Source organism: Isoptericola sp. NPDC060257 (genome assembly GCF_042726645.1).
Lineage (GTDB): Bacteria > Actinomycetota > Actinomycetes > Actinomycetales > Cellulomonadaceae > Isoptericola > Isoptericola nanjingensis.
Window position 1 is genome coordinate 1 of record NZ_JBHXAW010000027.1, and the last position, 24,188, is coordinate 24,188.

The 24,188-nt window shown below is 75.5% G+C and carries 17 protein-coding genes; 7 read left to right on the forward strand and 10 right to left on the reverse strand.

What is annotated here, in order from left to right:
- Positions 1 to 269: 269 nt before the first annotated feature.
- Together ACFWEK_RS03945 and ACFWEK_RS03950 are read right to left on the reverse strand one after the other, a co-directional pair.
- Positions 270 to 3,350: a UPF0182 family protein gene (locus ACFWEK_RS03945; protein ID WP_430544985.1), complete on the reverse strand. Its 3,081-nt coding sequence runs from the start codon at positions 3,348 to 3,350 to the stop codon at positions 270 to 272.
- 118 nt (positions 3,351 to 3,468) lie between these two features.
- Entirely contained in the window at positions 3,469 to 4,638 is a 1,170-nt protein-coding gene (locus ACFWEK_RS03950; protein ID WP_430544984.1) for a PDZ domain-containing protein, read from the reverse strand.
- 237 nt (positions 4,639 to 4,875) lie between these two features.
- Here ACFWEK_RS03950 and ACFWEK_RS03955 point away from each other — a divergent pair, with 237 nt between their 5' ends.
- Positions 4,876 to 6,348, forward strand: a complete 1,473-nt coding sequence (locus ACFWEK_RS03955) for a zinc-dependent metalloprotease (RefSeq protein WP_430553165.1) — start codon at positions 4,876 to 4,878, stop codon at positions 6,346 to 6,348.
- Positions 6,349 to 6,430: 82 nt separating this feature from the next.
- Here the strand turns inward: ACFWEK_RS03955 and ACFWEK_RS03960 are convergent, their stop codons facing one another.
- The gene (locus ACFWEK_RS03960; protein WP_430545089.1) at positions 6,431 to 6,970 is read right to left on the reverse strand and encodes a SprT-like domain-containing protein; all 540 of its coding nucleotides are present in this window, start codon (positions 6,968 to 6,970) and stop codon (positions 6,431 to 6,433) included.
- A gap of 144 nt (positions 6,971 to 7,114) precedes the next feature.
- On the opposite strand from ACFWEK_RS03960, the gene ACFWEK_RS03965 reads away from it, so the two are divergent.
- Positions 7,115 to 8,200, forward strand: coding sequence for a ThiF family adenylyltransferase (locus tag ACFWEK_RS03965; RefSeq protein WP_430553166.1), 1,086 nt, complete (start codon positions 7,115 to 7,117; stop codon positions 8,198 to 8,200).
- 130 nt (positions 8,201 to 8,330) lie between these two features.
- Here ACFWEK_RS03965 and ACFWEK_RS03970 read toward each other — a convergent pair whose 3' ends face one another.
- The 3 genes from ACFWEK_RS03970 to ACFWEK_RS03980 all read right to left on the reverse strand — a co-directional run bounded on the left by ACFWEK_RS03970 (position 8,331) and on the right by ACFWEK_RS03980 (position 11,862).
- On the reverse strand, positions 8,331 to 8,702 hold the full coding sequence (locus ACFWEK_RS03970) for a WhiB family transcriptional regulator (RefSeq protein ID WP_429762635.1): 372 nt from the start codon (positions 8,700 to 8,702) through the stop codon (positions 8,331 to 8,333).
- A gap of 489 nt (positions 8,703 to 9,191) precedes the next feature.
- Positions 9,192 to 9,716 carry a hypothetical protein gene (locus tag ACFWEK_RS03975; RefSeq protein ID WP_430553167.1) on the reverse strand — a complete coding sequence of 175 codons (525 nt, stop codon included), beginning with the start codon at positions 9,714 to 9,716 and terminating at the stop codon, positions 9,192 to 9,194.
- A 109-nt stretch (positions 9,717 to 9,825) separates the two neighbouring features.
- Positions 9,826 to 11,862 carry an ATP-dependent DNA helicase UvrD2 gene (locus ACFWEK_RS03980; protein ID WP_430553168.1) on the reverse strand — a complete coding sequence of 679 codons (2,037 nt, stop codon included), beginning with the start codon at positions 11,860 to 11,862 and terminating at the stop codon, positions 9,826 to 9,828.
- Positions 11,863 to 11,935: 73 nt separating this feature from the next.
- On the opposite strand from ACFWEK_RS03980, the gene ACFWEK_RS03985 reads away from it, so the two are divergent.
- On the forward strand, positions 11,936 to 12,205 hold the full coding sequence (locus ACFWEK_RS03985) for a mycoredoxin (protein ID WP_429762638.1): 270 nt from the start codon (positions 11,936 to 11,938) through the stop codon (positions 12,203 to 12,205).
- A gap of 19 nt (positions 12,206 to 12,224) precedes the next feature.
- Here the strand turns inward: ACFWEK_RS03985 and nudC are convergent, their stop codons facing one another.
- Positions 12,225 to 13,226, reverse strand: a complete 1,002-nt coding sequence (gene nudC, locus ACFWEK_RS03990) for an NAD(+) diphosphatase (RefSeq protein WP_430544979.1) — start codon at positions 13,224 to 13,226, stop codon at positions 12,225 to 12,227.
- Positions 13,227 to 13,345: 119 nt separating this feature from the next.
- Here nudC and ACFWEK_RS03995 point away from each other — a divergent pair, with 119 nt between their 5' ends.
- From ACFWEK_RS03995 to cynS, 3 genes are all read left to right on the forward strand, one after another.
- Positions 13,346 to 14,269, forward strand: a complete 924-nt coding sequence (locus ACFWEK_RS03995) for a macrolide 2'-phosphotransferase (RefSeq protein ID WP_429762640.1) — start codon at positions 13,346 to 13,348, stop codon at positions 14,267 to 14,269.
- A 167-nt stretch (positions 14,270 to 14,436) separates the two neighbouring features.
- Positions 14,437 to 15,297, forward strand: a complete 861-nt coding sequence (locus ACFWEK_RS04000) for a formate/nitrite transporter family protein (protein WP_429762641.1) — start codon at positions 14,437 to 14,439, stop codon at positions 15,295 to 15,297.
- Positions 15,298 to 15,349: 52 nt separating this feature from the next.
- On the forward strand, positions 15,350 to 15,799 hold the full coding sequence (cynS, locus tag ACFWEK_RS04005; RefSeq protein WP_430553169.1) for a cyanase: 450 nt from the start codon (positions 15,350 to 15,352) through the stop codon (positions 15,797 to 15,799).
- A gap of 3 nt (positions 15,800 to 15,802) precedes the next feature.
- Here cynS and ACFWEK_RS04010 read toward each other — a convergent pair whose 3' ends face one another.
- Complete coding sequence (locus tag ACFWEK_RS04010; RefSeq protein WP_430553170.1) at positions 15,803 to 19,561, reverse strand: UvrD-helicase domain-containing protein; 3,759 nt, start codon at positions 19,559 to 19,561, stop codon at positions 15,803 to 15,805.
- Positions 19,558 to 22,986 (reverse strand): PD-(D/E)XK nuclease family protein, encoded by a 3,429-nt coding sequence (locus tag ACFWEK_RS04015; protein WP_430553171.1) that lies wholly within the window; start codon positions 22,984 to 22,986, stop codon positions 19,558 to 19,560. The genes ACFWEK_RS04010 and ACFWEK_RS04015 overlap by 4 nt, the downstream gene beginning before the upstream one ends.
- A 250-nt stretch (positions 22,987 to 23,236) precedes the next feature.
- Between ACFWEK_RS04015 and ACFWEK_RS04020 the strand changes: the two genes are divergently transcribed.
- On the forward strand, positions 23,237 to 23,461 hold the full coding sequence (locus tag ACFWEK_RS04020; RefSeq protein ID WP_430544975.1) for a DUF3107 domain-containing protein: 225 nt from the start codon (positions 23,237 to 23,239) through the stop codon (positions 23,459 to 23,461).
- 20 nt (positions 23,462 to 23,481) lie between these two features.
- Here the strand turns inward: ACFWEK_RS04020 and ACFWEK_RS04025 are convergent, their stop codons facing one another.
- On the reverse strand, positions 23,482 to 24,171 hold the full coding sequence (locus ACFWEK_RS04025) for a ferritin-like fold-containing protein (RefSeq protein ID WP_430553172.1): 690 nt from the start codon (positions 24,169 to 24,171) through the stop codon (positions 23,482 to 23,484).
- Positions 24,172 to 24,188: the final 17 nt, after the last annotated feature.

Below are 24,188 nucleotides of genomic sequence, written 5' to 3' on the forward strand. Positions count from 1 at the left end.
GATTTGAACCTGCGACCTCTGGGTTATGAGCCCAGCGAGCTACCGAGCTGCTCCACCCCGCGTCGACTCCCTGAACATTACGGCGTCACCGGACACGAATCAAATCGCATCGGGCGAATGGGACGGAGGTCACACCCACGTCCTCCCCCGACCAGCGCCGACGGCCGCGACGAAGGCCGCGACGAAGGCCCTGCCGACGACCCCGCGGACGACGACGGGGCCGCCGGCCCCGAAGGACCGACGACCCCGCGCCTCGCACCACCGGCCGGTCAGCCGGCGGACTCGATCTCCTTCTCCGCGGCGACGGCGTCCTCGATCGCCTTCTGGAGACGGTCCTGCGCCTCGCCGTACGCGGTGAAGTCGCCGGCCTTCAGCGCCTCGTCGCTGTCGGTCATCGCGTCGTTCGCCTCCTGGAGCGCGGAGTTCAGGCGCGACTGCGCGTCGCCCGACGGCGTGCTGCCGCCGCTCGGCTCCGTCGACGGCTCCGTGCTGGGCTCCGTGGACGGCTCGGTGCTGGGCTCCGTGGACGGCTCGGTCGCCCCGTCCTCGCCGTCGACCGGCGCGGTGGGCACCTCGGTCTCGGTCCCGCCGTCGGCGTCGCCGGCCGTCGCGCCCGAGTCGCCGCCGAAGACCTGGTCCAGGGCCTCGTCGAGCGTCTCCGCGTACCCGGTCTGGTCGCCGAACGCGACCAGCACACGGCGCAGCAGCGGGTACGCCGTGCCACCGGCGGACTGGATGTACACCGGCTGCACGTAGAGCAGGCCACCGCCCACGGGCAGGGTCAGCTGGTTGCCGCGCACGACGTTCGACGAGCCGCGCTCGAGGATGTTCAGCTGCTCCGAGATCGTCGGGTTCGAGTCGAAGTTGTTCTGCACCTGGCCGGGGCCCGGCACCGTCGAGTCCCGGGGCAGCTCCAGCATCCGCAGCTTCCCGTAGCCCTCCGCCACCTCTCCCGCGGTGGACCCGGCGTCGCCGTCGGCGGCCAGGTACCCGGTGAGGATCTCGCGGTCGGTGTTACCACCCGGGATGAAGGTGCTGGTCAACGAGAACGCCGAGCTCTGCTGACCCGGCATCTGCAGCGACATGTAGTACGGAGGCTGCTTGGCCGCGTTCGAGCCGGTCGCCCCGCCGCTGGCCACCGGGTCCGCCGGGTTCGCCCAGAAGTCCTGGCCGGAGAAGAACTGTCCCGCGTCCTCGACGTGGTACTGGGTCAGCAGCGTGCGCTGGACCTTGAACATGTCCTCGGGGTAGCGGATGTGGCTCATGAGGTCGCCGGAGATCTCCGACATCGGCTTGACCGACGTCGGGAACACGTCGGACCAGGCCTTGAGGACCGGGTCCTGCGTGTCCCAGGCGTACAGGTCCACCGAGCCGTCGTAGGCGTCGACGGTCGCCTTCACCGAGTTGCGGATGTAGTTGACCTCCGGCGGCATCTCCACCGGCACGCCCTGCGCGGCGAGGGTCAGGGAGTCCGCCGTCGCCTCCTGCATCGGGCGGCTGGTCGAGTACGGGTACGCGTCCGACGTGGTGTACCCGTCGATGATCCACTTGACGCGGCCGTCGACGACGGCCGGGTACATGCCCTGGTCGAGGGTCAGCCACGGGGCGACCTTCTGCACGCGCGTCATCGGGTCACGGTCGTAGAGGATCTGCGACTCCTCGGTCACGCGGTCGGAGAACAGCATCTCCTGCGAGCCGAACTTCAGCGCGTACAGCAGCTTGCTGCCGAACGACCCGACCGACGGACCCGCCTCCACGTCCTGCGTCGGGAACGTCGTGTTGACCTGCTGGCCACCCTGCTCGTCGTCCGCCTGGTAGTCGAGCTCCCACGGCTTCGCGTCCTCCGGCGCGCCCACGATGGAGTACTCCGACGTGGACGGGCTGAAGTAGATGCGGGGCTCGTACCCCTTGTCGGTGAGCGCACCCTGCGTCGGGATGCCGCCCTCGTAGAAGGCGGGCTGTCCGTCCGGTCCGGGCTGGTTGCCGTACGCGGCGACGACGCCGTAGCCGTGGGTGAACACCGTGTGGTCGTTCACCCAGTTGCGCTGGCCGTCGCCCAGGCCGTCGAGGTTCAGCTCGCGCACCGCGATCACGGTGTCGCGGGACTCGCCGTCGATGTCGTAGCGGTCCACCGACAGGTTGTCGGCGAAGTTGTAGTACTGCTTGTTCTGCTGCAGCTGGCGGAACGACGGGCTGACGATCTGCGGGTCGAGCAGCCGCACCGACGCGGTGGTGTCCGCGTCCTCGCGCAGCGCGCCCTGCTCCGCCTCCGTGGTGGCGTCGTACGGCTGGGTCTCGATGTCGTCCAGCCCGTACGCCGCGTGCGTGGCGTCGATGTTGCGCTGGATGTAGTCGGCCTCGAGCTCCTGGGCGTTGGGGTTCACCTGGAACCGCTGCACCACGGCCGGGTAGATGCCGCCGATCGCGATCGCCGACACGACCATGAGGCCGACGCCGATGGCCGGCAGGCGCCACGTGCCGCGGACCGCCGCCACGACGAACAGCAGCGCCACGAGCACCGCGACGCCCGTGAGGATCTCCTTCGACGGGATGACGGCGTGCACGTCCGAGTACGAGGCGCCGTTGTAGGTGGCAGCAGTGCTGCCGCCGTTCGTCGCCGTCAGCAGCGAGTACCGGTCGAGCCAGTAGTTGGCGCCGATCACGAGCATGAGCGCGGAACCCAGCACCGCGAGGTGCACACGGGACGCGCGGGTGGTGCGCGGGGTGCCCGCCGGCACGGGGCCGAGCCGCAGCCCGCCGTACAGGTAGTGCGTCACCAGCGCGGCGATGCCGGCGATGATCACGACCGCCATGAGGAAGCTCACGACGAATCGCAGCGCGGGCAGCGAGAAGACGTAGAACCCGAGGTCGATGCCGAACTGCGGGTCCTTCTCGCCGAACGAGGAGGGGTTGATCGCCAGGAGCACGCTGCGCCACTGCGCGGACGCCGCGACGCCGGCGAAGAACCCGACGACGACCGGCCCGGCGATGGTCACGACGCGCCGCAGCGGCTCGATGGCCTCGCGGTACTGGTCCAGGGTCGCCTGCTCCGGCGTCGACGGCGCGTAGACGGGACGCACCCGGTACGCGACGGCGAACGACGAGAACACGGCGGCCGCCATCACGAGGAAGCCGATGACGAACAGGACGCCGCGGGTGATCCACTCCGTCCAGATCACGTTGCCGAAGCCGAGCGCGTCGAACCACATGATCTCGGTCCAGAACTGCGCGAGCAGGAGCAGCGCGACGACGACCGCGGCGATCACGACCAGCGTGATCGCCAGGGGGCTGCGGCGGCGCTTGGCGGGCGGGCCGCCTGGTCGTCGACGGGGTGGGGCAGCGAAGGACACGGTGCGGGCACCTCACTCGTGCTCGGGACGGACGGACGTTCTGGTGTGGAACGTCCCTGTCATCCCTCAGGTTCCCACGCTTCGCGCGCGGGTGGGCGACCGGCCCTTCACACGCCGGTCACGAGCACGTCGGAAGGTCCGTGCCCTCCCCCGCACCGATCGCCTCGATCGCGGTCCGCGCGTCGTCGAGGGTGGCCACCCGGACCACCCGCAGCCCGTCGGGGACGTGCCCGACGACCTCGTCACAGTTGTCCGCCGGGGCGAGGAACCAGTCCGCGCCGGCGTCGACCGCTCCGAAGAGCTTCTGCTGGATGCCGCCGATCGGGCCGACGAGCCCGTCGACGCTCATCGTGCCGGTGCCCGCCACGTGCGCGCCGTCCAGCTCGTCCTCGGGCGTCATCTTCGTGATGATCGCCAGCGCGAACATCGTGCCGGCGCTCGGCCCGCCGATGTCGCCCGGCCGGATGGTCACGTCGACCGGGTAGTCGTACGCCGGGTCGAGGAGCACGCCGAGCGCGGCCCGCCCGTCCCCCTCCGACGTCGTCACCGTGAGGTCCGTCGCCTCGCCGTCGCGCTCGACGCCCAGCGTGACGTCGGCGCCCGGCGTCACGTCGTCGAGGGCAGCGAGCAGGTCCTGGTGGGTCGTGACCTCGTGCCCGTCGATGCTGCGCACGACGTCCCCCGCCTCGACGACGCCGTCGGCGCCGGAGTCGGGCACGGTGCCCGCGACGGTGAGGGTGGCGGGCACCTCGTACCCCAGCTCCGTCAGCGCGGCCACGGTCGCGGCCGACTCCGACCCCGCCATCTGCGCCTGGCCGACCTCCTGCTGCTGCTCCCGCGTGGTCTGCTCCGGGAAGATCGACTCGACCGGCTGCACCGAGCGCTCGCGCGAGCCCCAGCCCCACAGCACGTCGCCGAGCAGGACGTCGCCGCCGGGCCCGCCGTAGACGGACACGGTGGTGAGCCGCAGCTCGCCCGTGACGTCGTAGGTCTCGGCGCCCTCGATCTCGACGACCGGCTTCGCCGTCGCGCTCCGGCCTCCGCTCGACGTCTCGTCCGCACCGCTCTGCACGTCCGCGCCCTGCAGCCCGAGCGTGTCCTCCGTCGGCCCCGGGGCCCGGATCGCGTAGGGCGTGGGGAGCACCAGGAGGACGGCCGCGAGGAGCGCCGTCGTCAGCAGGGAGACGCCGAGCGTCACGCTGCGGCGCGACGCGCGCGCGCCAGGGAGCGTGTCCTCGTCGGGCGACGACGGGTCGTCGGGCGCGAGGATGTCGCGGTCGAAGGTCACGGGCACATCATCGCCGACGTTCCTGGACGCTGCGCCCGGTCACAGGCACGGTCGGGGGCCCGGTCGGAGGCACGGCCGGGCCCCCGTGGGTCAGGGGAGTCCGGGAGATCTGCGCCCAGAGCGAACCGCCGGAACCCCACGACCCGGCCGGACGTCGTCGGTGGTTACGGTGAACCAGTCGGAAGACGGCCGCCGTCGCCCGACGTCCCTCCACCGCACAGCCGAGGAGCCCCGCGCATGAGCAACCTTCCCGACGACCCCGAGGGTGCCGAGGAGCGCGAGCGCATGCTGCGCTCGATGCTGGAGGGCTTCTTCGGCGACCGCACCGACGAGGTCCTCGCCCAGATGCGCGCGCAGGGCATCGACCCGGCCGCGCTCGCGGGTATGCCCGGCGCCGGCACGCCGGACCCGGCGACCATGCAGCACGTCCTCGCCCAGGTGCAGCGGCTGCTGTCCGCGTCCGGCGACGGCCCGGTGAACACCGACGTCGCGCACGACATCGCCCGGCAGGTCGCCGTCGCCGAGGGCGACCCGTCGCTCACGGGGGGCCAGGCCAAGGCCGCGACAGACGCCCTCGGCGTGGCGGAGCTGTGGCTCGACGCCGTGACCGACCTGCCGCCCGCCGGGGGGCGCGCGCACGCGTGGAGCCGCTCGGAGTGGGTCGAGGCCACCCTGCCCGCCTGGAACCGGCTGGTGGCACCCGTCGCGACGTCCGTCGCCGACGCCCTCGCCACCGTGCTGCGCGACCAGCTCCCCGGGGAGCTCGGCGACGACGCGCTGGGCATGCCGGGTCTCGCGGGCCTGCCCGCCGGCGCCCTGGGCGGCGGCGCGTTCGACCCCGCCCAGATGATGCGCCGGCTCGGGTCGGCCGTGTTCGGCATGCAGGTGGGGCAGGCCGCGGGCACCCTGTCGCGGGAGGTGTTCGGCGCCACCGACGTCGGCGTCCCGCTCCTGTCCGAGCCCGCCACCGTGCTGCTGCCGTCCAACGTCACGGCGTTCGCCGACGGGCTCGACGCGCCGCTGGAGGAGGTGCGCCACTTCCTCGCGCTGCGCGAGGCCGCGCACGCCCGGCTGTTCACGCACGTCCCCTGGCTCGCGGCGCACCTGCACGGCCTCGTCGAGCAGTACGCGCGCGGCATCACCATCGACCTGGACGTGCTCGAGCAGCAGGTCCGCGACATCGATCCCAGCGACCCCGAGGCGCTGCGCGGCGCGCTGACCGGCGGCGTCTTCGGGCTGCAGCACACCCCCGAGCAGGAGGCGACCCTGCTGCGCCTCGAGACCGCGCTCGCCCTCGTCGAGGGCTGGGTCACGGAGGTCGCCGCCACCGCGGCGCTCCCCCACCTGCCGCACACCTACCCGCTGCGCGAGATGATCCGCCGCCGCCGCGCGGCCGGCGGCCCCGCGGAGCACACCTTCGCCACGCTGGTCGGGCTCGAGTTGCGCCCGCGGCGCTCCCGCGACGCCACCGCGCTCTTCGCGCACGTCCTCGCCGAGGGCGGCCCGCAGGCCCGCGACGCCGTCTGGGAGCACCCGGACCTGCTGCCCGGCACCGCCGACCTCGACGACCCCGCCGGCTACTTCACGCGCCGTCAGGAGCAGGCAGAGGAGCAGTCCGACGTCGACGCGGCGCTGGCGCAGATCCTGGACGCCGCGGACCGGTCGGCGAAGGACGACGACGCCGAGGACGGGGACTCCCCGAGCTCCTGACCCGTCGCCGGTCGGCCTGTCGGGGCCCTCGCGCCGGGCTCGTTCCGAACGCTCGTTCCGACAGGCCCGACGTCCGGCAGTCTCAGCCGGCGGCGTCGCCTCCGGGGGGCCCGGGCTGCGCGCCGCCGTCGTCCTGGACGAAGGAGACGCCCTCGAGGAACCCGCGGGCGCGGTCGGTGCGCGGGTAGCCCTCGAGCAGCTGCCAGAAGGCGGGGCCGTGCCCCGCGTGCAGCAGGTGCGCCAGCTCGTGCAGCAGCACGTAGTCGAGCACCCACTCGGGCATCCCCTGCACGCGCGTGGAGATCCGGATCGAGCCGTCGACCAGCGTGCACGACCCCCAGCGCCGGCCCTGGTGGGGCGACCAGGACACGCTGGTCGGGTGGGCGCGACCGTCCAGGTACCGCTCGGAGAGCTCTTTGGCCCGCTCGACGAGCTCGGCGTCGGACGGGCGCCGACGACGCTCCTTGTCCTCGAGCCGCGCGAGCATCTTCGCCACCCACTCGCGCTCCTGGGCACGGGAGAAGCGCGCGGGAATGGCGACGACGGTGCGCTCGCCGTCGCGGTACGCGCTGACCGTGGCGGTCCGCCGGCGGCTGCGCCGGACCTCCACCGACGTCATCATCGTGTCGTGGGCCACGGCACGACGGTACCGGGGAATCGTGAACTCTGTGTGTCAGACCTCACGAACCGGGCGGCCTCGAGGCCCGAACGACGGGCCTGTGGACGACGCCCGGACGACCTCCGACGTGCGTGCCAGGGTGACCGCATGGCAGACGCCGACAGCCCGACCACCTCGGCGGGCACCCTCCTCACGCTGCGCCCGGCGACCCCGGTCCTCGACCACGGCGCCGGCGAGGTCCAGCTCGGGACCGACCCTCGCTGGAGCCTCGTCCTGTCCGGGCTGGACGACCACGAGGCGCGGTGGCTGCGCGACGCCGGCGCGCGGCGGCACCGCTCCCTGGCCCGCGGCGCGCGGCACTGGGGCGTGAGCCCCGAGCGCCAGGAGCAGATCGTGCGCGCGCTGGCCGACGGCGGGTTCCTCGTCCGCGCCACCCCGCACGGGCCGTCCGGGGCCGCGGACGCGGCGCCGGGCTGGACCCCGGACGCCACCGTGCTGGGCGCGCTGCGCCCCGACGGCGCGGGCACGGCCACGCTCGCCGTCCGCGGCGCCGGCGTCGTCGGGGTGCGCGGCCTCGGCCGGACCGGCACCGCGCTGGCCGGCCTCCTCGCGGACGCCGGTGTCGGCACGCTCGTGCTCGACGACCGCGACCCCGTCCAGGTGGGCGACCTGGGGCTCGGGGGCCACGCACCCGGCGACGTCGGTCGCCCGCGGGAGCAGTCCGCCGCCGCTCGGCTCGCGTCCGCGCACCCGCGGCTGCGCGTCGGCAGCGCGCTGCCGGTCACGCCGACCGGCGAGACCCGCCTGCCGGACGCCGTCGTGGTGGTGGAGGGTCACGCCGCGCGCCCGGAGCGCTACGAGCGGCTGCTCGGCGCCGGGGTCCCCCACCTCCCGGTGGTGGTGCGGGAGGCCGACGTCGTCGTCGGCCCGCTCGTGCTGCCGGGACGCTCGCCGTGCGTGGGGTGCTGCGACCGTCACGCCGCCGACGCTGACCGGCGCTGGCCGTTCGTCGCCGCGGACCTCGCGCTCCGCCCGGACGACGACGTCGCCCACGAGACCATGCTGGCGGCGACGGCCGCAGCGCTCGCGGCGGGGCAGGTGCTCGCGCTGCTCGACGGGGCGGCGCCCGCCGCCGTGGGGCGGAGCCTGGAGGTCGCGCTGCCCGAGGCCGTACCGCGGGCACGGGACGTCGCGCCGCACCCGGACTGCGGGTGCACCCGCCTGCCGGAATGAGGACAGGCCCCCGGCGAGACCGCGGAGAGCCGGCCGCACGTGGTGCGGGCGCGCTCCCCGGGGACTCGCCGGAGGCCTGTGATGGTTCCTGCCTGGTCAGCGCGCCGGGGGTCCCGGGCGCACTGCGCGGTCATGCTGCGACGGTCTCCGACTTCCGGGGCCGGCCGCGACCGCGCTTGCGGGCCACGACCTTGCCGTCGACGAAGACCTCACCACCCCAGACGCCCCAGGGCTCCTGCCGCTCGAGGGCACCGGCGAGGCAGCCTGCCTGCAGCGGGCAGCCACGGCACAGCGCCTTGGCCTCCTCGACCTGGGTGGTGTGCTCGGCGAACCAGAGCTCCGGGTCGTTGGTACGGCACGGCAGCAGCGCCGCGAACTGGCGGTCGAGCTCGGCCACCTCGGCCGGGCTCTGGGTGAGGGGTTGATGCGGGGTCCAGGGGCCGTTTCCGCCCTGGGGGATCGTGTCGAGCAGCCGCTCGTCCAACAGCTGTGCGAGACGCACGAGTTCCTCCGTCAGGTCCTGGGTGTTGATGTGAACGTCGGTGTTCAGGACCTGCGGGTGGACCTCTGGAGTCAGAGGTCCGGCTCGAACGACCTGGTGAGGTCTTCTTCCCTGAGCGGAAAGACGAAGGCCGCGGGTCCCGGGGGGACTCCGCGGCCTGGATCCGGTTCTAGACCGGATGTCTCCAGGAGGCGGAGTCGGGTGCGATGTGGAGATCGGCGTTGCCTGCTCCGTGCTTGCGCGCGCGGAACGGACGGACGGCGTCAAGCTCGCCACGGGCAGACGTGTACCCGGGCGCGCCGGCAGACGCGGTCGCCATCACGATCTGAGTCATCGTGTCCATCTTGTGCACCCACCTCCTCACTGCTCTCGGACCTCCGCCTCTCGGCAGACGCCACTCCGTCTGGGACTCTCCGAGCATAGACGGCCCCGCCCAGGCCGCCACATCTTTTTCGAGATTTTCTTCGACGAGTTTTTTCGGGCACCCGTTCAGGCCCCCGAGGACGTCGCCGCCTCCAGCGGGCCGACGACCTTCAGGTCGCCCAGGCAGCCCTCCACGGCGGCCGCGACGCCCGCGTCGTCCAGCCCGTCCGGGACCGCCCGGACCTGCAGCCCGCCGTCCCCGCGGCTGGCGTCGAAGCCCTCGTCGACGAGGCAGTCCACCTGGACCTGCTGCAGGTCCTGCACCTCGGCCTTGGTGATCAGCCCGTCCTCGAGGATCTCGGTCCCCCGGTCGGTCGTGACCCGTTCGAGCGCCTCGGTGAACCCCTCGGGCATCTCGTGCGCGCCATGACCCTCCGAGGTCCCCTGGGATCCGTGGTCGGCGTGGCCGCCGCCCCGCGGGCCGTGGCCGTCAGCCGGCTCGCTGCCGCCGGCGGAGCAGGCCGCCAGCAGGACGCCCAGCACGACGCCGGCGCCCCCCGTCAGCGCCGTGCGGGCACGACGCCCGTCGGCACGGGCGCGCCGGGAACGGTGGGGCGGGAACGGTGCCGGGAACAACGGTGCCGGGACCATGGAGGACACCTCTCGTCGGGGACGGTCCCCGACAATCTGGCAGCCCCGCGACCCGCCCACAAGACCTTTCGTCAGGTCCGCTCACAAATACGGGTTATGCCGTACGTACTCAGCCGACCTGCTCCGCCACGATGGCGAGGATCGTCTGCCCGTACCGGTCGATCTTCGCCGGGCCCACGCCGTTCACGCGCGCGAGCTGCGCCACCGACGTCGGCCTGAGCTCCGCGATGGCGGCCAGCGTGGAGTCGCCCAGCACCGTGAACGCCGGCTTGTCCGTCTCGCGGGCCACCGACAGCCGCCACTCGCGCAGCGCGTCGAACAGGGCGACGTCGTGCTCCCCCGTGAGCTGCTGGCGCGCCTGGCCGCGCACCGCCCGCCCGCGGCCGCGCCGGTCCGAGGGGTCGTCCGGCCACAGCCCGTCGAGGAAGCGGGTGCGCTTGCGCGTGGCCCGGCCGCCCGGGTTGCGGGATCGCGCGAACGACAGCTCCAGGTGCTCGCGGGCGCGGGTGATCCCCACGTACAGGAGGCGGCGCTCCTCGGCGACCGCCTCGTCCGTCTCGGCGAGCGAGATCGGCATGAGCCCCTCGCTCACCCCCGCGAGGAACACGGCGTCCCACTCGAGCCCCTTCGCCGCGTGCAGCGACGCCAGCGTGACGCCCTCGACGGTGGGCGCGTGCTGCGCCGAGGCCCGCTCCTCCAGCTCGCCGACGAGGGTGGCCATCGTGGCCGGCGCGTCCTGCGGGGCGGCGGCCGCGACGTCGTCGGCCAGCCCCACGAGCGCCTGCATCGCCTCCCACCGCTCGCGGGCGGCGCCCCGCGCGGCGGGCGGCTGCTCCGTCCAGCCGGCGGTGGTGAGCACGTCGCGCACCTGCTCCGGCATCGGCTGGTCCGGGTCGGCGGACCGGGCCGCGCCGCGCAGCAGGACGATCGCGTCGCGCACCTCCTTGCGCTGGAAGAACCGCTCGCCCCCGCGGACGAGATAGCTGATCCCGGCGTCCGCGAGCGCCGACTCGAACGCCGCCGACTGCGCGTTGGTGCGGTAGAGCACGGCGATCTCGCTGGGCCGCACGCCCGACGCGATGAGCCGGCCCGCGCGGGCCGCGATCCCCGTGGCCTCCGCGTCGTCGTCGTCGTAGGCCGTGAAGCTCGCGGGCGGGCCCGCCGGACGCTGCGCCACCAGCTCCAGCGCCCCGGGAACCCGGCCGCGGCGCAGCACCTGGTTCGCGAGGTGCACGACCTGCGGCGTGGAGCGGTAGTCGCGCACCAGCCGGACCACCTGGGCCTCGGAGTAGGTCCGCGTGAAGTCGAGCAGGTAGTGCGGCGTCGCGCCCGTGAAGGAGTAGATGGTCTGCGAGGGGTCGCCCACCACGCAGAGCTCCTTGCGGTCCCCGAGCCACTGGTCGAGCAGGAACTGCTGCAGGGGCGAGACGTCCTGGTACTCGTCGACGACGAAGTGGCGGTACTGCGAGCGCACCTCGTCGGCCACCTGCCGGTGGGAGTTCAGCATGTCGGCGAGCATGAGCAGGACGTCCTCGAAGTCGATGACGCCGCGCTCGGTCTTGACGTCCTCGTACGCCGTGATGAGGCGCGCGACCGTCTGGTGGTCGTAGCCCGACGGCGCGGGGCGGTCGTCGACGTGGGCCGCCTTCACGTAGTCCTCCGCCGTGACGAGCGACACCTTGGCCCACTCGACCTCGGAGGACAGGTCGCGCACGGCGACCCGGTCGACGCTGACGCCGACGCGGCGGGCGGCCTCGGCGACCGCGGGCGCCTTGTGCTCGAGGATCCGCGGCGGCGCGCCGCCCACGACGCGCGGCCAGAAGTAGCCGAGCTGGCGCAGCGCCGCCGCGTGGAACGTGCGCGCCTGCACGCCCACGACGCCCAGGTCGCGGAGCCGGGTGCGCATCTCCCCCGCCGCCCGGGCGGTGAACGTCACCGCGAGCACCGACGTCGGCTTGTAGGTGCCGTTCCGCACGCCGTAGGCGATGCGGTGCGTGATCGCGCGCGTCTTGCCCGTGCCCGCGCCCGCCAGCACGCACACCGGCCCGGTGAGGGCCAGCGCCACGTCGCGCTGCTCGGGGTCGAGGGCGTCGAGGATCGCGTCGGGATGAAGCGGGGCGCTCGGGGAGTTGGTGGTGGTCGACATCGTCTGCGATTCTCGCAGCCGTCCCCGACACCCCGCTCCCGTCGTCCCCAGCCGCCGTCACAGGAGGATCCCGATGACCGTCGTCACCCCGCAGCTCCCCGCCCCGGGCACCGTCACCATGTACTCGACCGCGTGGTGCGGGTACTGCCGGCGGCTGCGTACCCAGCTCGACTCCGAGGGCATCGGGTACACGGTGGTCGACATCGAGGAGCAGCCGGGGACGGCGGAGTTCGTGGAGCAGGTCAACGACGGCAACCGCACCGTCCCGACCGTCGTCTTCCCCGACGGCACCGCCGCGACCAACCCGTCGCTGCTCGACGTGAAGGCGCGCCTGACCGCCTGACCCGCCGGCGGAGACCGCCTCAGCCGGGCAGCTCCTCCCCGTACCACTCCTCCACGAGGGCGCGGGCGATCGACGGCCGGCCCGGCAGGCCCACCTCGCCCGCGCGCACGCCCGCGACCAGCTCCTCGCGGGTGAACCAGCGCGCCGCGGTCACCTCCGCGCCGTCCACCTCGACGTCGGTCGCGACGGCCCGCGCCCGGAACCCGAGCATGAGCGACGCAGGGAACGGCCACGGCTGGCTGCCGCGGTAGACGACGTCGCCGGGCGCGTCGCCGATCACGACCGACGTCTCCTCGGCGACCTCCCGGCGCACCGCCTGCTCCAGACCCTCCCCCGGCTCCACGTAGCCGGCGAGCGTCGAGTAGCGACCCTCCGGCCAGTGCGCGGCGTGCCCCAGCAGCAGCCGGTCGGCGTCGTCGACGACCGCCATGATCACCGCCGGGTCGGTGCGGGGGTAGACCTCGACGTCCTGCGCCACGCAGCGGCGCACCCAGCCGGCCTGCTCGACGACGGTCGGCTCGCCGCACCGCGGGCAGCGCTCGTGCGACGCGTGCCACGCGGCCAGGGCCACCGCCTCCGCGGCGAGCGCGTCGCCGCGCCGCCCGCCCACCTCGCGCAGCCCGGCCCACGCGTGCTCGCGTGCCAGCCGCGAGGCGGGCGCGGCCGGGGAGACGCCCTCGATCCCCACGGCGTCGGCGTCCGCCTCGTCGGGCAGCACGAGGCCCAGCAGCCCCGCGCCGTCCTGCTCGCCGAGGAACAGCCAGCGGTGCCCGGGCACGTGCGCGTCGGGCCGGTCGGCCCGCTCGGGCTCGGCCGGGAGCCCGGTGACCGCCGCCACGTCGACGAGGAGCAGGTCGCCTGCGCCGTCGACGGCCACGCGGCCGCGCAGCACCAGGACGATCCGGGTGGCGGGGTCGTCCAGCAGCCGGGCCAGCAGCCCCGGCTCGGCGCGGCGCTCGGCCGCCCGGTCGTGGGTGGCGTGCGTGTAGGAGAGGTCGGGGATCGCGGAGGGGGCCGTCACGCCTCGACCGTACCTGCGGCGGTGCGCCCCGGGCGCACGGCGTGAGGACGGCGGGACGACGGCGGACACGCGCGCCGCGGTGCTCCCGGCCGGGCCCCGGCAGCGTCTACGGTGGGCGGGTGCCACGCAGTCCGCTCGCCCTCGCCGCCCTCGCGACGGCCGCCGTCCCGGGCCTGGACGCCCGCTCGGTCCGCCCCGAGGAGCTCCCGGGCGACTACGACGTCGCCGTCGTCACGGCCGACGACGGCGTCGACTGGCTCGTGCGCGCGCCCCGCACCACCATGGCCGGCGCCGCCCTCGAGGCCGAGACCGAGCTGCTCGAGGCGCTGCACCTGTACGTGGACGCGGGCGTGCTGCCCTTCACCGTGCCGCAGGTCGCCGGCTTCGCGCTGCTGCCCGAGGGCGGGCGCGCCGTGGTGCACCGACACGTGACGGGCACCGCGCTCGACCTCGAGGCCCTGCGGCCCGGACCCGGCCTCGCCGCCGACCTCGGCCGCACCCTCGCCGCGGTGCACGAGCTGCCCGCGTCCGTCGTCGAGTCGTGCGGGCTGCCGTCGTACACCGCGGCCGAGTACCGCGAGCGCCGCCTGGTCGAGCTCGACGAGGCCGCCGCGACCGGCAAGGTGCCGCCCACGCTGCTGCGCCGCTGGGAGGCCGCCCTCGAGGACGTGGCCCTCTGGCGCTTCCAGCCCGTCGTCGTGCACGGGGACCTCGCCACCGACCAGATGCTCGTCACCGGCGGGCGGGTCACCGCCATCAGCGGCTGGTCCGACGCTCGCGTGGCCGACCCGGCCGACGACCTCGCCTGGCTGCTCGTCGCCGCCCCGCCGGACGCGGTCGACTCGATCATGGAGGCCTACCAGCTGCGCCGCACCGAGCTGCACGACGCGCGCCTCGTCGACCGTGCGCTCCTCGTGGGCGAGCTGGCGCTGGCCCGCTGGCTGCTGCACGGCGTCCGCCGCGGTCTGGGCGACGTCGTCGCCGACGCCGAGGCCATGCTGGCCGACCTCGACGAGGCCACCCGCGAGGACGCCCCCGCCTGACCGGCCTCACCGGCCCGCACGCGCCGGTGCGAGGTCGTGGAAACCGCGGCCTCACCACTTCGGGACGGGCCGAAACACGACCTCAACACCACGGCGACGTGGCCACAACCTGCGGCGACGAGACTCGGCGGCACACCAGCGCCTCCACTCCCGCCGAAGGGTCCGCCATGTCGTACGTGATGCCGCAGGACTTCGTCTCGCAGATGATCGCCACCGGCGAGAAGAAGCTGTTCATGTCCACCCGGGACACGCTCATCCGCTCGTTCATGGGCGGGGCCATCCTCGCCCTGGCCGCCGCGATGGCCGTGACCATCTCGACGAACACCGGGAACCCGCTGCTCGGGGCGGCCTTCTTCCCGATCGGCTTCATCATGCTCTACCTGATGGGCTTCGACCTGCTCACCGGCGTCTTCACGCTGGTGCCGTTCGCCGTCATCGCCCGCCGCCCGGGCGCCACCTGGGCCGGCATGTGGCGCAACTGGGGCCTCGTGTTCTGCGGCAACTTCGCCGGGGCGTTCACCGTGGCCGTGCTCATGGCGATCACCTTCACGTACGGGTTCTCCACGCCGCCCAACGAGATCGGGCAGGCCATCGGGCACATCGGCGAGGGGCGCACGGTCGGGTACGCCGACCACGGCGCGGCCGGGATGCTCACGCTGTTCGTGCGCGGCGTGCTGTGCAACTGGATGGTCTCCACCGGCGTCGTCGCGTTCCTCATGTCGAAGGACACGATCAGCAAGGCCGTCGTGATGTGGATGCCCGTGTTCCTGTTCTTCTACATGGGCTTCGAGCACTCCGTGGTGAACATGTTCCTGTTCCCCTCGGGCCTGCTGCTCGGCGGCGACTTCACCGTCATGGACTACCTGGTCTGGAACGAGATCCCGACCGTGCTCGGCAACCTCGTCGGCGGCCTGACGTTCGTCGGCCTGCCCCTGTACCTCACGCACTACCGCACCCGGCCCGAGCGCCGTCGTCCCGCGCCCGTCGAGACCGTCGCCGAGGAGCGCGTGGCCACGCCGGTCGGCTGAGCCGCCGCCCCACGCCGCCGTCAGACAGCACGCACCCGAACGAAGGACACCCGTGGACCCGATCATGACCAAGGCCGCCGCGGCCGAGCAGGTCGTCACCGCCCGCCTCCGCTCCGGCCTCACCTGGCAGGAGATCGCCGACACGGTCGGCGCCCCGGTCGTCTGGACGACGGCCGCCCTGCTCGGCAACCACCCGATGACGGCGGACCAGGCCTCCGCGGCGTGCGCGCTGCTCGGGCTGGGCGAGGACGTCGCCGAGGCGCTGCGGCTGCAGCCCTACCGCGTCCGCGACGAGGCCGTGCTCACCGACCCGACGATCTACCGCTTCACCGAGGCGCTGGCCGTGTACGGGCCGGCGCTCAAGGAGCTCATCCACGAGGAGTTCGGCGACGGGATCATGTCGGCGATCAACTTCCAGGTGGACATCGCCCGGCGCGCCCACCCGGACGGCGACCGGGTGGTGGTGACCCTCGACGGGAAGTTCCTCGACTACCGCTGGTGAGCCCTACCGCTGGTGCGGCTCGCCCCGTACCAGCGCCTCCAGCTCGGCCTCGTCGAGCAGGCGCCGGGGGCGGACGGTCGTGCCGCTCGCGACGTAGACGAATGCGGCGGAGACCCTGTCGAGCGGCAGCCCGGTGCAGCGGGACCAGGCGAGCCGGTAGACGGCGAGCTGCACCTCACGGGCGGAGCGCGCGCCCGCGTCGCGGGGCTCGTGCCCGGTCTTCCAGTCCACGACGACGACGGCCGGCGGCTCGCCCTCCGCGGGGGGCGGGGCGTCGTCGTCGGGGAAGACGGCGTCGATCCGGCTGCGCAGCATCACGCCGCCCACCGGCGTCTCGACGTCGACCTCGACCGCGAGCGGGGTGCGGGACGCCCACACGGACTCCGTGAAGCGCTGCCGCAGCGTCTCCAGGTCGACGTCCGGCGCGATCTCGCCGTCCTCGGCGCCCGGCAGGTCGTCCACGTCGACCAGGGACGACGACGTGAAGAACCGTTCGACCCACTCGTGGAAGTGCGTGCCGCGCCGGGCGTGCACGGTCGGCTCCTGCGGCACCGGCCGCCGCAGCTGGAGCGCGAAGGCGTCGCGGTCCCCGGCGAGCCGGACCAGGCCCGACGCCGACACGTGCGCCGGCAGCTCGACCTGCCGCGACCCCCGCTCCCCGCGCTCCGCGAGCAGCGTGCGGGCCAGCAGCACCAGGTCGCGCCCGGCCGCGTCGCGCAGCACGCCGGTCGCGGCGCCCTCGCCCTCGGCTCTCGCGAGGTCGGCGCGCGCCGCGTCGACCCGGGCCGCCGACGTCCGCAGGACGTCGCGCGGCGTCGGGCCTTCGGCGTCGCCGGGCCCGGGCGGGGCTCCGGCAGGGTCGGGCTCGGCGTCGTCCGCCGCTCCGTCCCCGGCGGCCTGCTCCGGAGCGGGCCAGGGCGCGGCGTGCTCCACGGCGTCGCGGGGGTTTCCCGTCGCCGGGTCGGGCTGGTCGGCCCAGCCGCCCGCGTCGACCACCCCGGCCTCGACGAGCTCCGCGAGGAACGGCGAGACGCGCCGCGGCGTGCTGCCCGTGCCCCACCAGTGCGCGGTGAGGAACAGCTCGCGGCGGGCACGCGTGAACGCGACGTAGGCGAGCCGCCGCTCCTCGGCGAGCCGGTGCGCGCCGCTGTCCGCGCGGAACTGGTCGCGCCGGGCGGCGAGGTCCTTGGTGTCGGCCGCCTCCGCCCAGGTGAACTCGGGCAGGTCGGGCGCGTCGCCGCGCAGGTGGTACGGCAGTGCGGAGACGTCGGTGAGCCAGCCGCTGTCCAGGCGACCCTGCGCCGACTCCGCCTGGCTCGGGAACACGCCGTCCACCAGCCCGGGCACCGCCACCACGTCCCACTCCAGCCCCTTCGCGGCGTGCGCGGTGATGACCTGCACGGCGTCGGGGTCGGGCTCGCGGACCGGCATGTCGAGCCCGCGCTCCTGGTCGCCGGCGACGCCGAGCCACGCGAGGAACGCGCCGAGCGTCGCGACGTCGGCCGACTGCGCGAAGCTCGCGGCGACGTCGCGGAACGCGTCGAGGTGCTCGCGCCCGCGCAGGCTCACGCCCGCGGCGGCCCCTCCGCCCCCGGGGCCGGTCACCGGGGTGAGCGTCTCCGCGAGCACCTGCGCCGTGGCGACCTCGACGTCGAGCCCGAGCGCGCGCTCGGCCGCCACCACCAGCTCGGGCAGCGAGAGGTAGGTGAGGCCCCGCAGCTCGCGCAGCAGCCGGGCGAGGGCGGCCAGCCGGCCGTGGCCCGCGGCGGACAGGACGCGGCCGTCGCGGGCGGGGCGGCCCGGCGCCGGCAGGTCGTCGAGCGCGTCGACGATCGAGCGGTGGTCCACGACGTCGCCCTCGACGACGACGGGAGCGTCGTCGTCCTCCCCCTCCGGATCCCCGTCCCGTGCCGCGGCGTGGTCGTCCGGCCGTGCGCCGTCGGCGCGGGCCAGGTCCGACGCCCACGAGCCGAGGGCGTGCAGGTCCGCGGCGCCGAGGTTGACCCGCGGCCCGGTGAGGAGCCGCAGCAGCGAGTCGCCCCGCGACGGGTCGTGCACGGCCTCGAGCAGCGCGACGACGTCCACCACCTCCGGCGTGGACAGCAGCCCGCCCAGGCCCACGACCTCGACCGGCAGCCCGCGGCGCCGCAGAGCGACCTCGACCGCCGCGAACTGCGACCGCGCCCGGCACAGGACGGCGGCCGTCACCCGGTCGGAGCCGTCCCGGCGGCACGCGCGGCGCCGGCGCGCCGCGACGAACTCCGCCGCCGCCTCCGCCTCCTCCTCGCTCGTGGCGGCGACGTGCGCGCGCACGACGCCCGTCCCCGCGCCGGGCCGCAGGTCGAGCGGCGGGACGTCGACGCCCGTGCCGGTGTGCCGCGCGCGCTCGCGCAGCGGCGCCGCGGCGACGTTCGCGGCCGCGAGCACGGCCGCGTCGTTGCGCCACGACGTGCTCAGGTAGCGCACGGCGGCCGGCGCTCCCCCGCGCGTGCGGAACCGCTCGCCGAACCGGGCCAGCCCTGACGCCGAGGCGCCCCGCCAGCCGTAGATCGACTGGTGCGGGTCGCCCACCGCGGTCACGGCGTGCCCGCCGCCGAACAGCCCGGCGAGCAGCTCGACCTGGGCGTACGACGTGTCCTGGTACTCGTCGAGCAGCACCACCGGGAAGCGGGAGCGCTCCGTGGCCCCGACCGCCGGCACCGACCGCGCCAGCTCGGCCGCGAACGCGATCTGGTCGCCGAAGTCCAGCGAGTCCGCGACGCGCTTGCGACGCCGGTACTCCGCGACGAGGTCGAGCAGGCGGGCGCGTTCCGCCACCGAGTCGATCAGCCCCTGGATCTCCTTGGTCCGCTTCTTCTGCCGTGGGCCGAGCGGCAGCGCGTCCAGACGGGCGACGACGTCGGTCAGCGCGTCGCGCGCCTCGTCCACGGGCAGCAGGTGCTCGCCGAGCTCGCCCGACAGCGCCAGGACGGCGCCGGTGACGGTGCTCACCGCCTTGTCGGTGCCGAGGTCGTCGGCCCACGACTCCACGACCTGTGCCGCGAGCTGCCACTGGTTCGCCTCGCCCAGCAGGCGCGAGCCCGGCTCGATGCCGAGCCGCAGCCCGTGGTCGGACACCAGCGACGCCGCGTACGCGTTGTAGGTCGCGACGGTCGGCCGCGCGAGCAGGTCGAGCCCCGACGTCGCTCGGCCCTGCGCGCGGGCGAGCTGCGCGAGACGGGACTGCACCCGCTGGGTGAGCTCGGCCGCCGCCTTGCGCGTGAACGTCAGCCCGAGCACCTCCTCGGGCGCCACGAGCTCGTTCGCGATGAGCCACACCACGCGCGCCGCCATCGTCTCCGTCTTGCCCGACCCGGCCCCGGCGACGACGAGCACCGGCTCCAGCGGCGCCTCGATGACGGCGACCTGCTCGTCCGTGGGCGAGGGCCGCCCGAGCAGCTCGGCGATCTCGCGGGCGGACAGCCGCGGCTCTGCGGGAGCGCGGCGCCCGGCCGTCCCGGCGCCGTCGTCGGCCGTCGAGCCGGCGAGCAGCGAGCCGCCGAGCAGCGCGGCGTCGTCGAACAGCACCGCGTCCGGCGACGCGGGGCCGACGCCGGCGAGCTCCGGGAACCCGAGGTCGGCCTCGCGGCCCGGCTCGCCCAGCGCGGCCCACGTCTCGTCCGCGAACGCCCCGGCGAGGTCGTCGCGGCCGTCGCGGGGGCGGTCGTCCCGCGGGTCGGACGCGGCAGCGCCGTCGGTGCCGGTGGTGCCGTCGCCGGTCACTCGATCACGTTCCTTCCCTCGGGCTGCACGGGGCACGACCGGCGCACGGGGCACATGGGGCACAGGTCGTTCTCGTGCGCGGTGAAGCGGCCCGCCGCCATCGTGTCGGCGGCACTCTCCACGAGGGCCCGCGCCCAGCTCGACCCGTCCTCGCCGACCTGGAGCGCGGGCTGGTCGCGCAGCGTCGGCGCCACGGTCGGCGTCCCCACGTACACGAGCCGCGCCCCCGCGCTGGGCGTGCCGGGCGGCAGGTCGAGCGCGCCCTCGGACACCGCGAGCTGGTACGCCCCGAGCTGCGGGTGCTCGGTGGCCTTCGCGCGGGCGGGCGCGCTGCGGCCGGTCTTGAGGTCGGCCACCGTCACGCCGTCGTCGCCCGCGTCCTCGACGCGGTCGATCTTGCCGCGCAGGCGAGCCCGCCCCACGGTGAGCTCGAAGGCCGGCTCCACCAGCAGCGGGTCGCCCGCCTCGCCGTAGTAGGCGGCGAGGCGCTCGATCATCTGCTCGGCGCGGTTCCGCAGCTGGCGCGACGGCCAGCCGTCGGGTAGCGCGAGCTCCGGCCAGCGCCGGTCCAGCTCGGCGCGCAGCTCGCTGAGCGACGCCTTCGGCAGGTCCTCCGCGATCGCGTGGACCAGCGTGCCGAGCGTCTGGTGCGTGGCGTCGGGTGCCGTGGCCCCCGCCGACTCGAACGCCCACTTCAGCGCGCACGTGCTCACCGTCTCCACCTTGGACGGCGAGACCGTCACGACGTCGTCCGGCCCCCACAGCGGCGCGTCGCTGGAGGTCGCGGCCACGCCGTACCAGGTGCGCGGGTCGGCCTCGGCGATCCCCGCGTCCACCAGGTCGGCGAGCAGCGCGGCGGCCACGTCGACCGGTCCGTCGTCGTCGGTGCGGCCGCCCGCACGGACGAGCGTCGCGCGCGCCTCGGCCACCACGCCGCGCAGGTCGAGCGGCGGGCCCACGGTCACGCGGCGCGGGTCGGGCCCCTCGGCGCCCGCCCGGTCGCCGTCGGGCGGCTCGACCAGGTCGAGGAACACCGACGGCGCGTCCTCGGCGTCCTCGACCGCCGTCACGACCAGCCGGCGCCGCGCCCGCGACGTCGCGACCGCGAACGCCCGCAGCTCGTCCGCGAGCACCTGGCGGCGGGCCTCCGGGCCCATGCCGTGCGCGTCGTCGGAGCGCCCGGCGAGCAGCTCCACGAGCGCCTGCGAGCCGAGGAGCGAGTCGCGCAGCCGCAGGTCCGGCCACACGCCGTCCTGCACGCCCACGACCACGACGACGTCCCACTCGCGCCCCGCCGCGCCCGCGGGGGTGAGCGCCTCGACGGCGTGCGCTCCCACCGCGGACGCCGCGAGCGAGTCGGCGGGCAGGTCCTGCGACGCGAGGTAGTCGACGAACGCGGCGACGGGGGCGCCGGGCATGCGGTCCACGTACGTCTCGGCGGCGCGGAACAGGGCCAGGACGGCGTCCAGGTCGCGGTCCGCGCGCGCCCCGGCGGGGCCGCCCGCCAGCGCCTGGTCGCGCCACCGGTCCGCGAGCCCGGTGGCCGCCCACACCGCCCACAGCACGGTCTGCGCGGTGGCGCCCGGCTCGCTCGCCGCCGCCCGGCCCGAGGCCAGCACCCGCGCGACGGCGAGGGGGCCGCGCCGCACCGGCGTCGGCAGCGTCTCCGCGCGCGCCGGGTCGTCCAGCACCTCGACCAGCAGCACGTCCGACGACCGTCCGCCGCCGCCCGACAGCTCCTCCGCCCGCAGCGCGCGCCGCAGGCGGCGCAGCGCCACCGCGTCGAGCCCGCCCACCGGGGACGTGAGCAGCAGCGCCGCCGTCTCGGCGTCGAGGGCGGAGCCCACGCCGGGCTCCCCGAGCTCCTCCGCGAGCAGCCGGTCCACGCCGCCGCCGGCCGCGCACACGCGCAGCGCCGCCAGGAGGGGCGACGCCGCCGGCTCGTCGCGCAGGGGCAGGTCCGAGCCGAGCAGCGCCACCGGCACCGACGCCGCGACCAGGTCGCGCCGCAGCGAGGCCAGCCGGTCGCCGCTGCGCGCCACGACCGCCATCCGCTCCCACGGCGTGCCGTGCAGCAGGTGCTCCGCACGCAGCTCGCGCGCCACGAACGCGGCCTCCTGCGCCGGCCCGGCGAGCACCGCGACCTGCACGCCCGACGGCCCCTCCGGCGCGGGTCCGTCCCCCGCGCCGGGCGACGCCGCAGCCCCCGACCCGTCCTCGCCGTCCGCCCCCGACCCGTCCTCGCCGTCCGCCCCCGACCCGTCCTCGCCGTCCGCGCCCGGGCCGCCGTCGTCGCCCACCGGACCGGCGTCGGGCCGCGGGCCGGCGCCGCGGTGCAGGGCGCCGGAGACGGTCGCGATGCGCGACGTCACGGCCCGCGTCACCGCCCGCAGCCCCTCCGGCTGCCGCCACGCGGTGCCCAGCACCACGGTGCGCGCGTCGAACGCCCCCACGACGCCGGCGCGCGCGGGCGCGGCGGCGCGCCCCACCAGACCCGGGGACGCGCCGCGGAAGCCCTGCACCGCGGAGTCCGGGTCCGCCAGGAGCACGAGCCGGGCCCCGGCGTCGTGCAGCACGTGCAGCAGCCGCGCCGTGGCGACGGTCGCCTCCTGGTAGTCGTCCACGACGACGAGGTCCCAGGACGGGCGCAGCACGTCCGGCAGCTCGTCGTCCCAGCCCGCGAGGGCGTGCGCCGCCTCGTCGATCACGCCCGCCGGGTCGTACCGGGCGCCCGCGTCAGGGGTGCCGAGGCGCAGCGTCGTGACGTCCAGGTACTCCTCGTAGAGCTGCGCGGCGAGCACCCACTCGGGGCGGTCGTGCCGGCGGCCCAGCTCGTCGAGGTCCACCGGGCCGAGCCCGCGCTCCGCGGCGCGCATGAGCAGGTCGCGCAGCTCCTGCCGCAGCCCGCGCAGGCCGAGCGACTCCTCGGGCAGCCCCGGCGGCAGGGCGAGGTCGGTCCCCTCCCCGGACAGGTGCCCCTCGAGCAGCTCGGCCAGCACCAGGTCCTGCTCCGGCCCGGAGACGAGCGTCGGCGCGGCGTCACCGTGCGCCGCCGCCCGCGACCGCAGCACCGCGAACGCCGCCGACGCGGGCGTGCGCACCATCGGGGCACCGACCGTGCGGCCCGCGCGCGCGGTCACCTCGTCGCGCAGCCGTGCGGCCGACCGGCGCGACGCCGCGAGCACCAGCACGCGCGACGGGTCGACGCCGCGCCCTCCGTCGCGGCCCGTCATGGCCCGCACCGCCACCGTCGTCGCGACCGTCGTCCGACCCGTGCCCGGCGCCCCGACCACGAGCGTGACGTCGCCGGCGAGCGCCGTCTCCACGGCCGCCTCCTGCGTGGCGTCCAGCGCGCCGCCGGCGCTCGCGACGGCGGCGGGCTCCGGCGCCACGAGGCGCACGGCGGTGGAGGGGGCTGACGTCACGGGACCGATTCGACCATGCCCCACCGACAGCCCCACCGACCGCCCCACCGACCGCTCGCCCGACCCGACCGCCCCGCCCGCGCGACGAGCAGTTTCACCCTCCGCTGACAAACGCCGTCCGGGCCGGTCGTGGCGCGCGGCCGTGGCTAGGATCGACGAGACGTCCGGGATGACCGGGAACGACGGACGGCCGGAAGACGGCCGACAGACGCGCGCCGGCACGACCGGCGCGGCTCGCGAAGGAGACAACGTGGAGATCACGATCGGTGTGCAGAACCTGGCCCGCGAGCTGGTCGTCGAGACCGACCAGACGGCGGAGGACGTGACCACCGCGGTGCGCAGCGCGATCGCCGACGGGGGGCTCCTGGAGCTCACCGACTCGCGGGGGCGCACCATCCTCGTGCCGACCGCCACGATCGGCTACGTCGAGGTGGGCGCCACCGAGCAGGCCCGGGTGGGCTTCGGCGCCCTCTGACGGCGCGGCGCCGGTCGGCGTCAGGCGGCGAGGCCGAGCCGGTCCATCCTGCGCGTGTGCTCGGCGGTGAGCCGCGAGACGAGCCACGCCTGCGCGGACGCGCCGCCGTCGTCGGCGGCCGCCCACGCGCGAGAGGCCAGCGCGGCCAGCGGCGGGTGCGCCGCGAGCAGCACCGGGACGAGGCCCAGCGCCTCGCCGACGACGCGGCGCCCCCACAGCGCCAGGCGCGAGGCGAGCACACCGTCCGCCGTGGCGGCCCCCGCCAGCACGGCGGTCACGGGGTCGTCGGGGCGGGGCTCGCCGACGGCGGCCACGAAGGCCGCCGCGCCGTCGGGCAGGCCCGCGGCGAGCTCCCGGCACAGGTCCTGCGCGACGCCGAGCCCCACGATGCTCTTGAGCAGGCCCTCGGCCCAGCCCGACGGCGTCGTGCGGGCGTCGAAGTCGGCCAGCGCACCGTCGAACGGGGCCATCGCCGCGGCCGCGCCGCCGCCCCCGGAGCCGTCGGGCCCCGGGGCGTCGACGAGATCGAGCAGCCGCTCCTGCCGGCCCAGCGCCTCCCCCGCCGCCGTCGCCAGCGTCTGGCGGGCGGGCAGGTCGGGGGCGTCCACCGACCGGGCCGCGAGCAGCCCGAACGCGGCCAGCTCCGTGTAGGCCGCGAGCCCGACCAGCGTCGTCAGGGCGGGGTCCGGGGTGCTCTGCTGCTCGCTCACGCGCCTCAGGATAGAGG

What these genes read in the sequence shown, in the direction of transcription:
- ACFWEK_RS03985 (WP_429762638.1), top strand. Translation starts at nt 11,936, where the DNA reads ATGACCGTCGTCACCCCGCAGCTCCCCGCCCCGGGCACCGTCACCATG.
- ACFWEK_RS03965 (WP_430553166.1), top strand. Translation starts at nt 7,115, where the DNA reads ATGGCAGACGCCGACAGCCCGACCACCTCGGCGGGCACCCTCCTCACG.
- ACFWEK_RS03960 (WP_430545089.1), bottom strand. Translation starts at nt 6,970, where the DNA reads ATGATGACGTCGGTGGAGGTCCGGCGCAGCCGCCGGCGGACCGCCACG.
- ACFWEK_RS03975 (WP_430553167.1), bottom strand. Translation starts at nt 9,716, where the DNA reads ATGGTCCCGGCACCGTTGTTCCCGGCACCGTTCCCGCCCCACCGTTCC.
- ACFWEK_RS03980 (WP_430553168.1), bottom strand. Translation starts at nt 11,862, where the DNA reads ATGTCGACCACCACCAACTCCCCGAGCGCCCCGCTTCATCCCGACGCG.
- ACFWEK_RS04000 (WP_429762641.1), top strand. Translation starts at nt 14,437, where the DNA reads ATGTCGTACGTGATGCCGCAGGACTTCGTCTCGCAGATGATCGCCACC.
- ACFWEK_RS03955 (WP_430553165.1), top strand. Translation starts at nt 4,876, where the DNA reads ATGAGCAACCTTCCCGACGACCCCGAGGGTGCCGAGGAGCGCGAGCGC.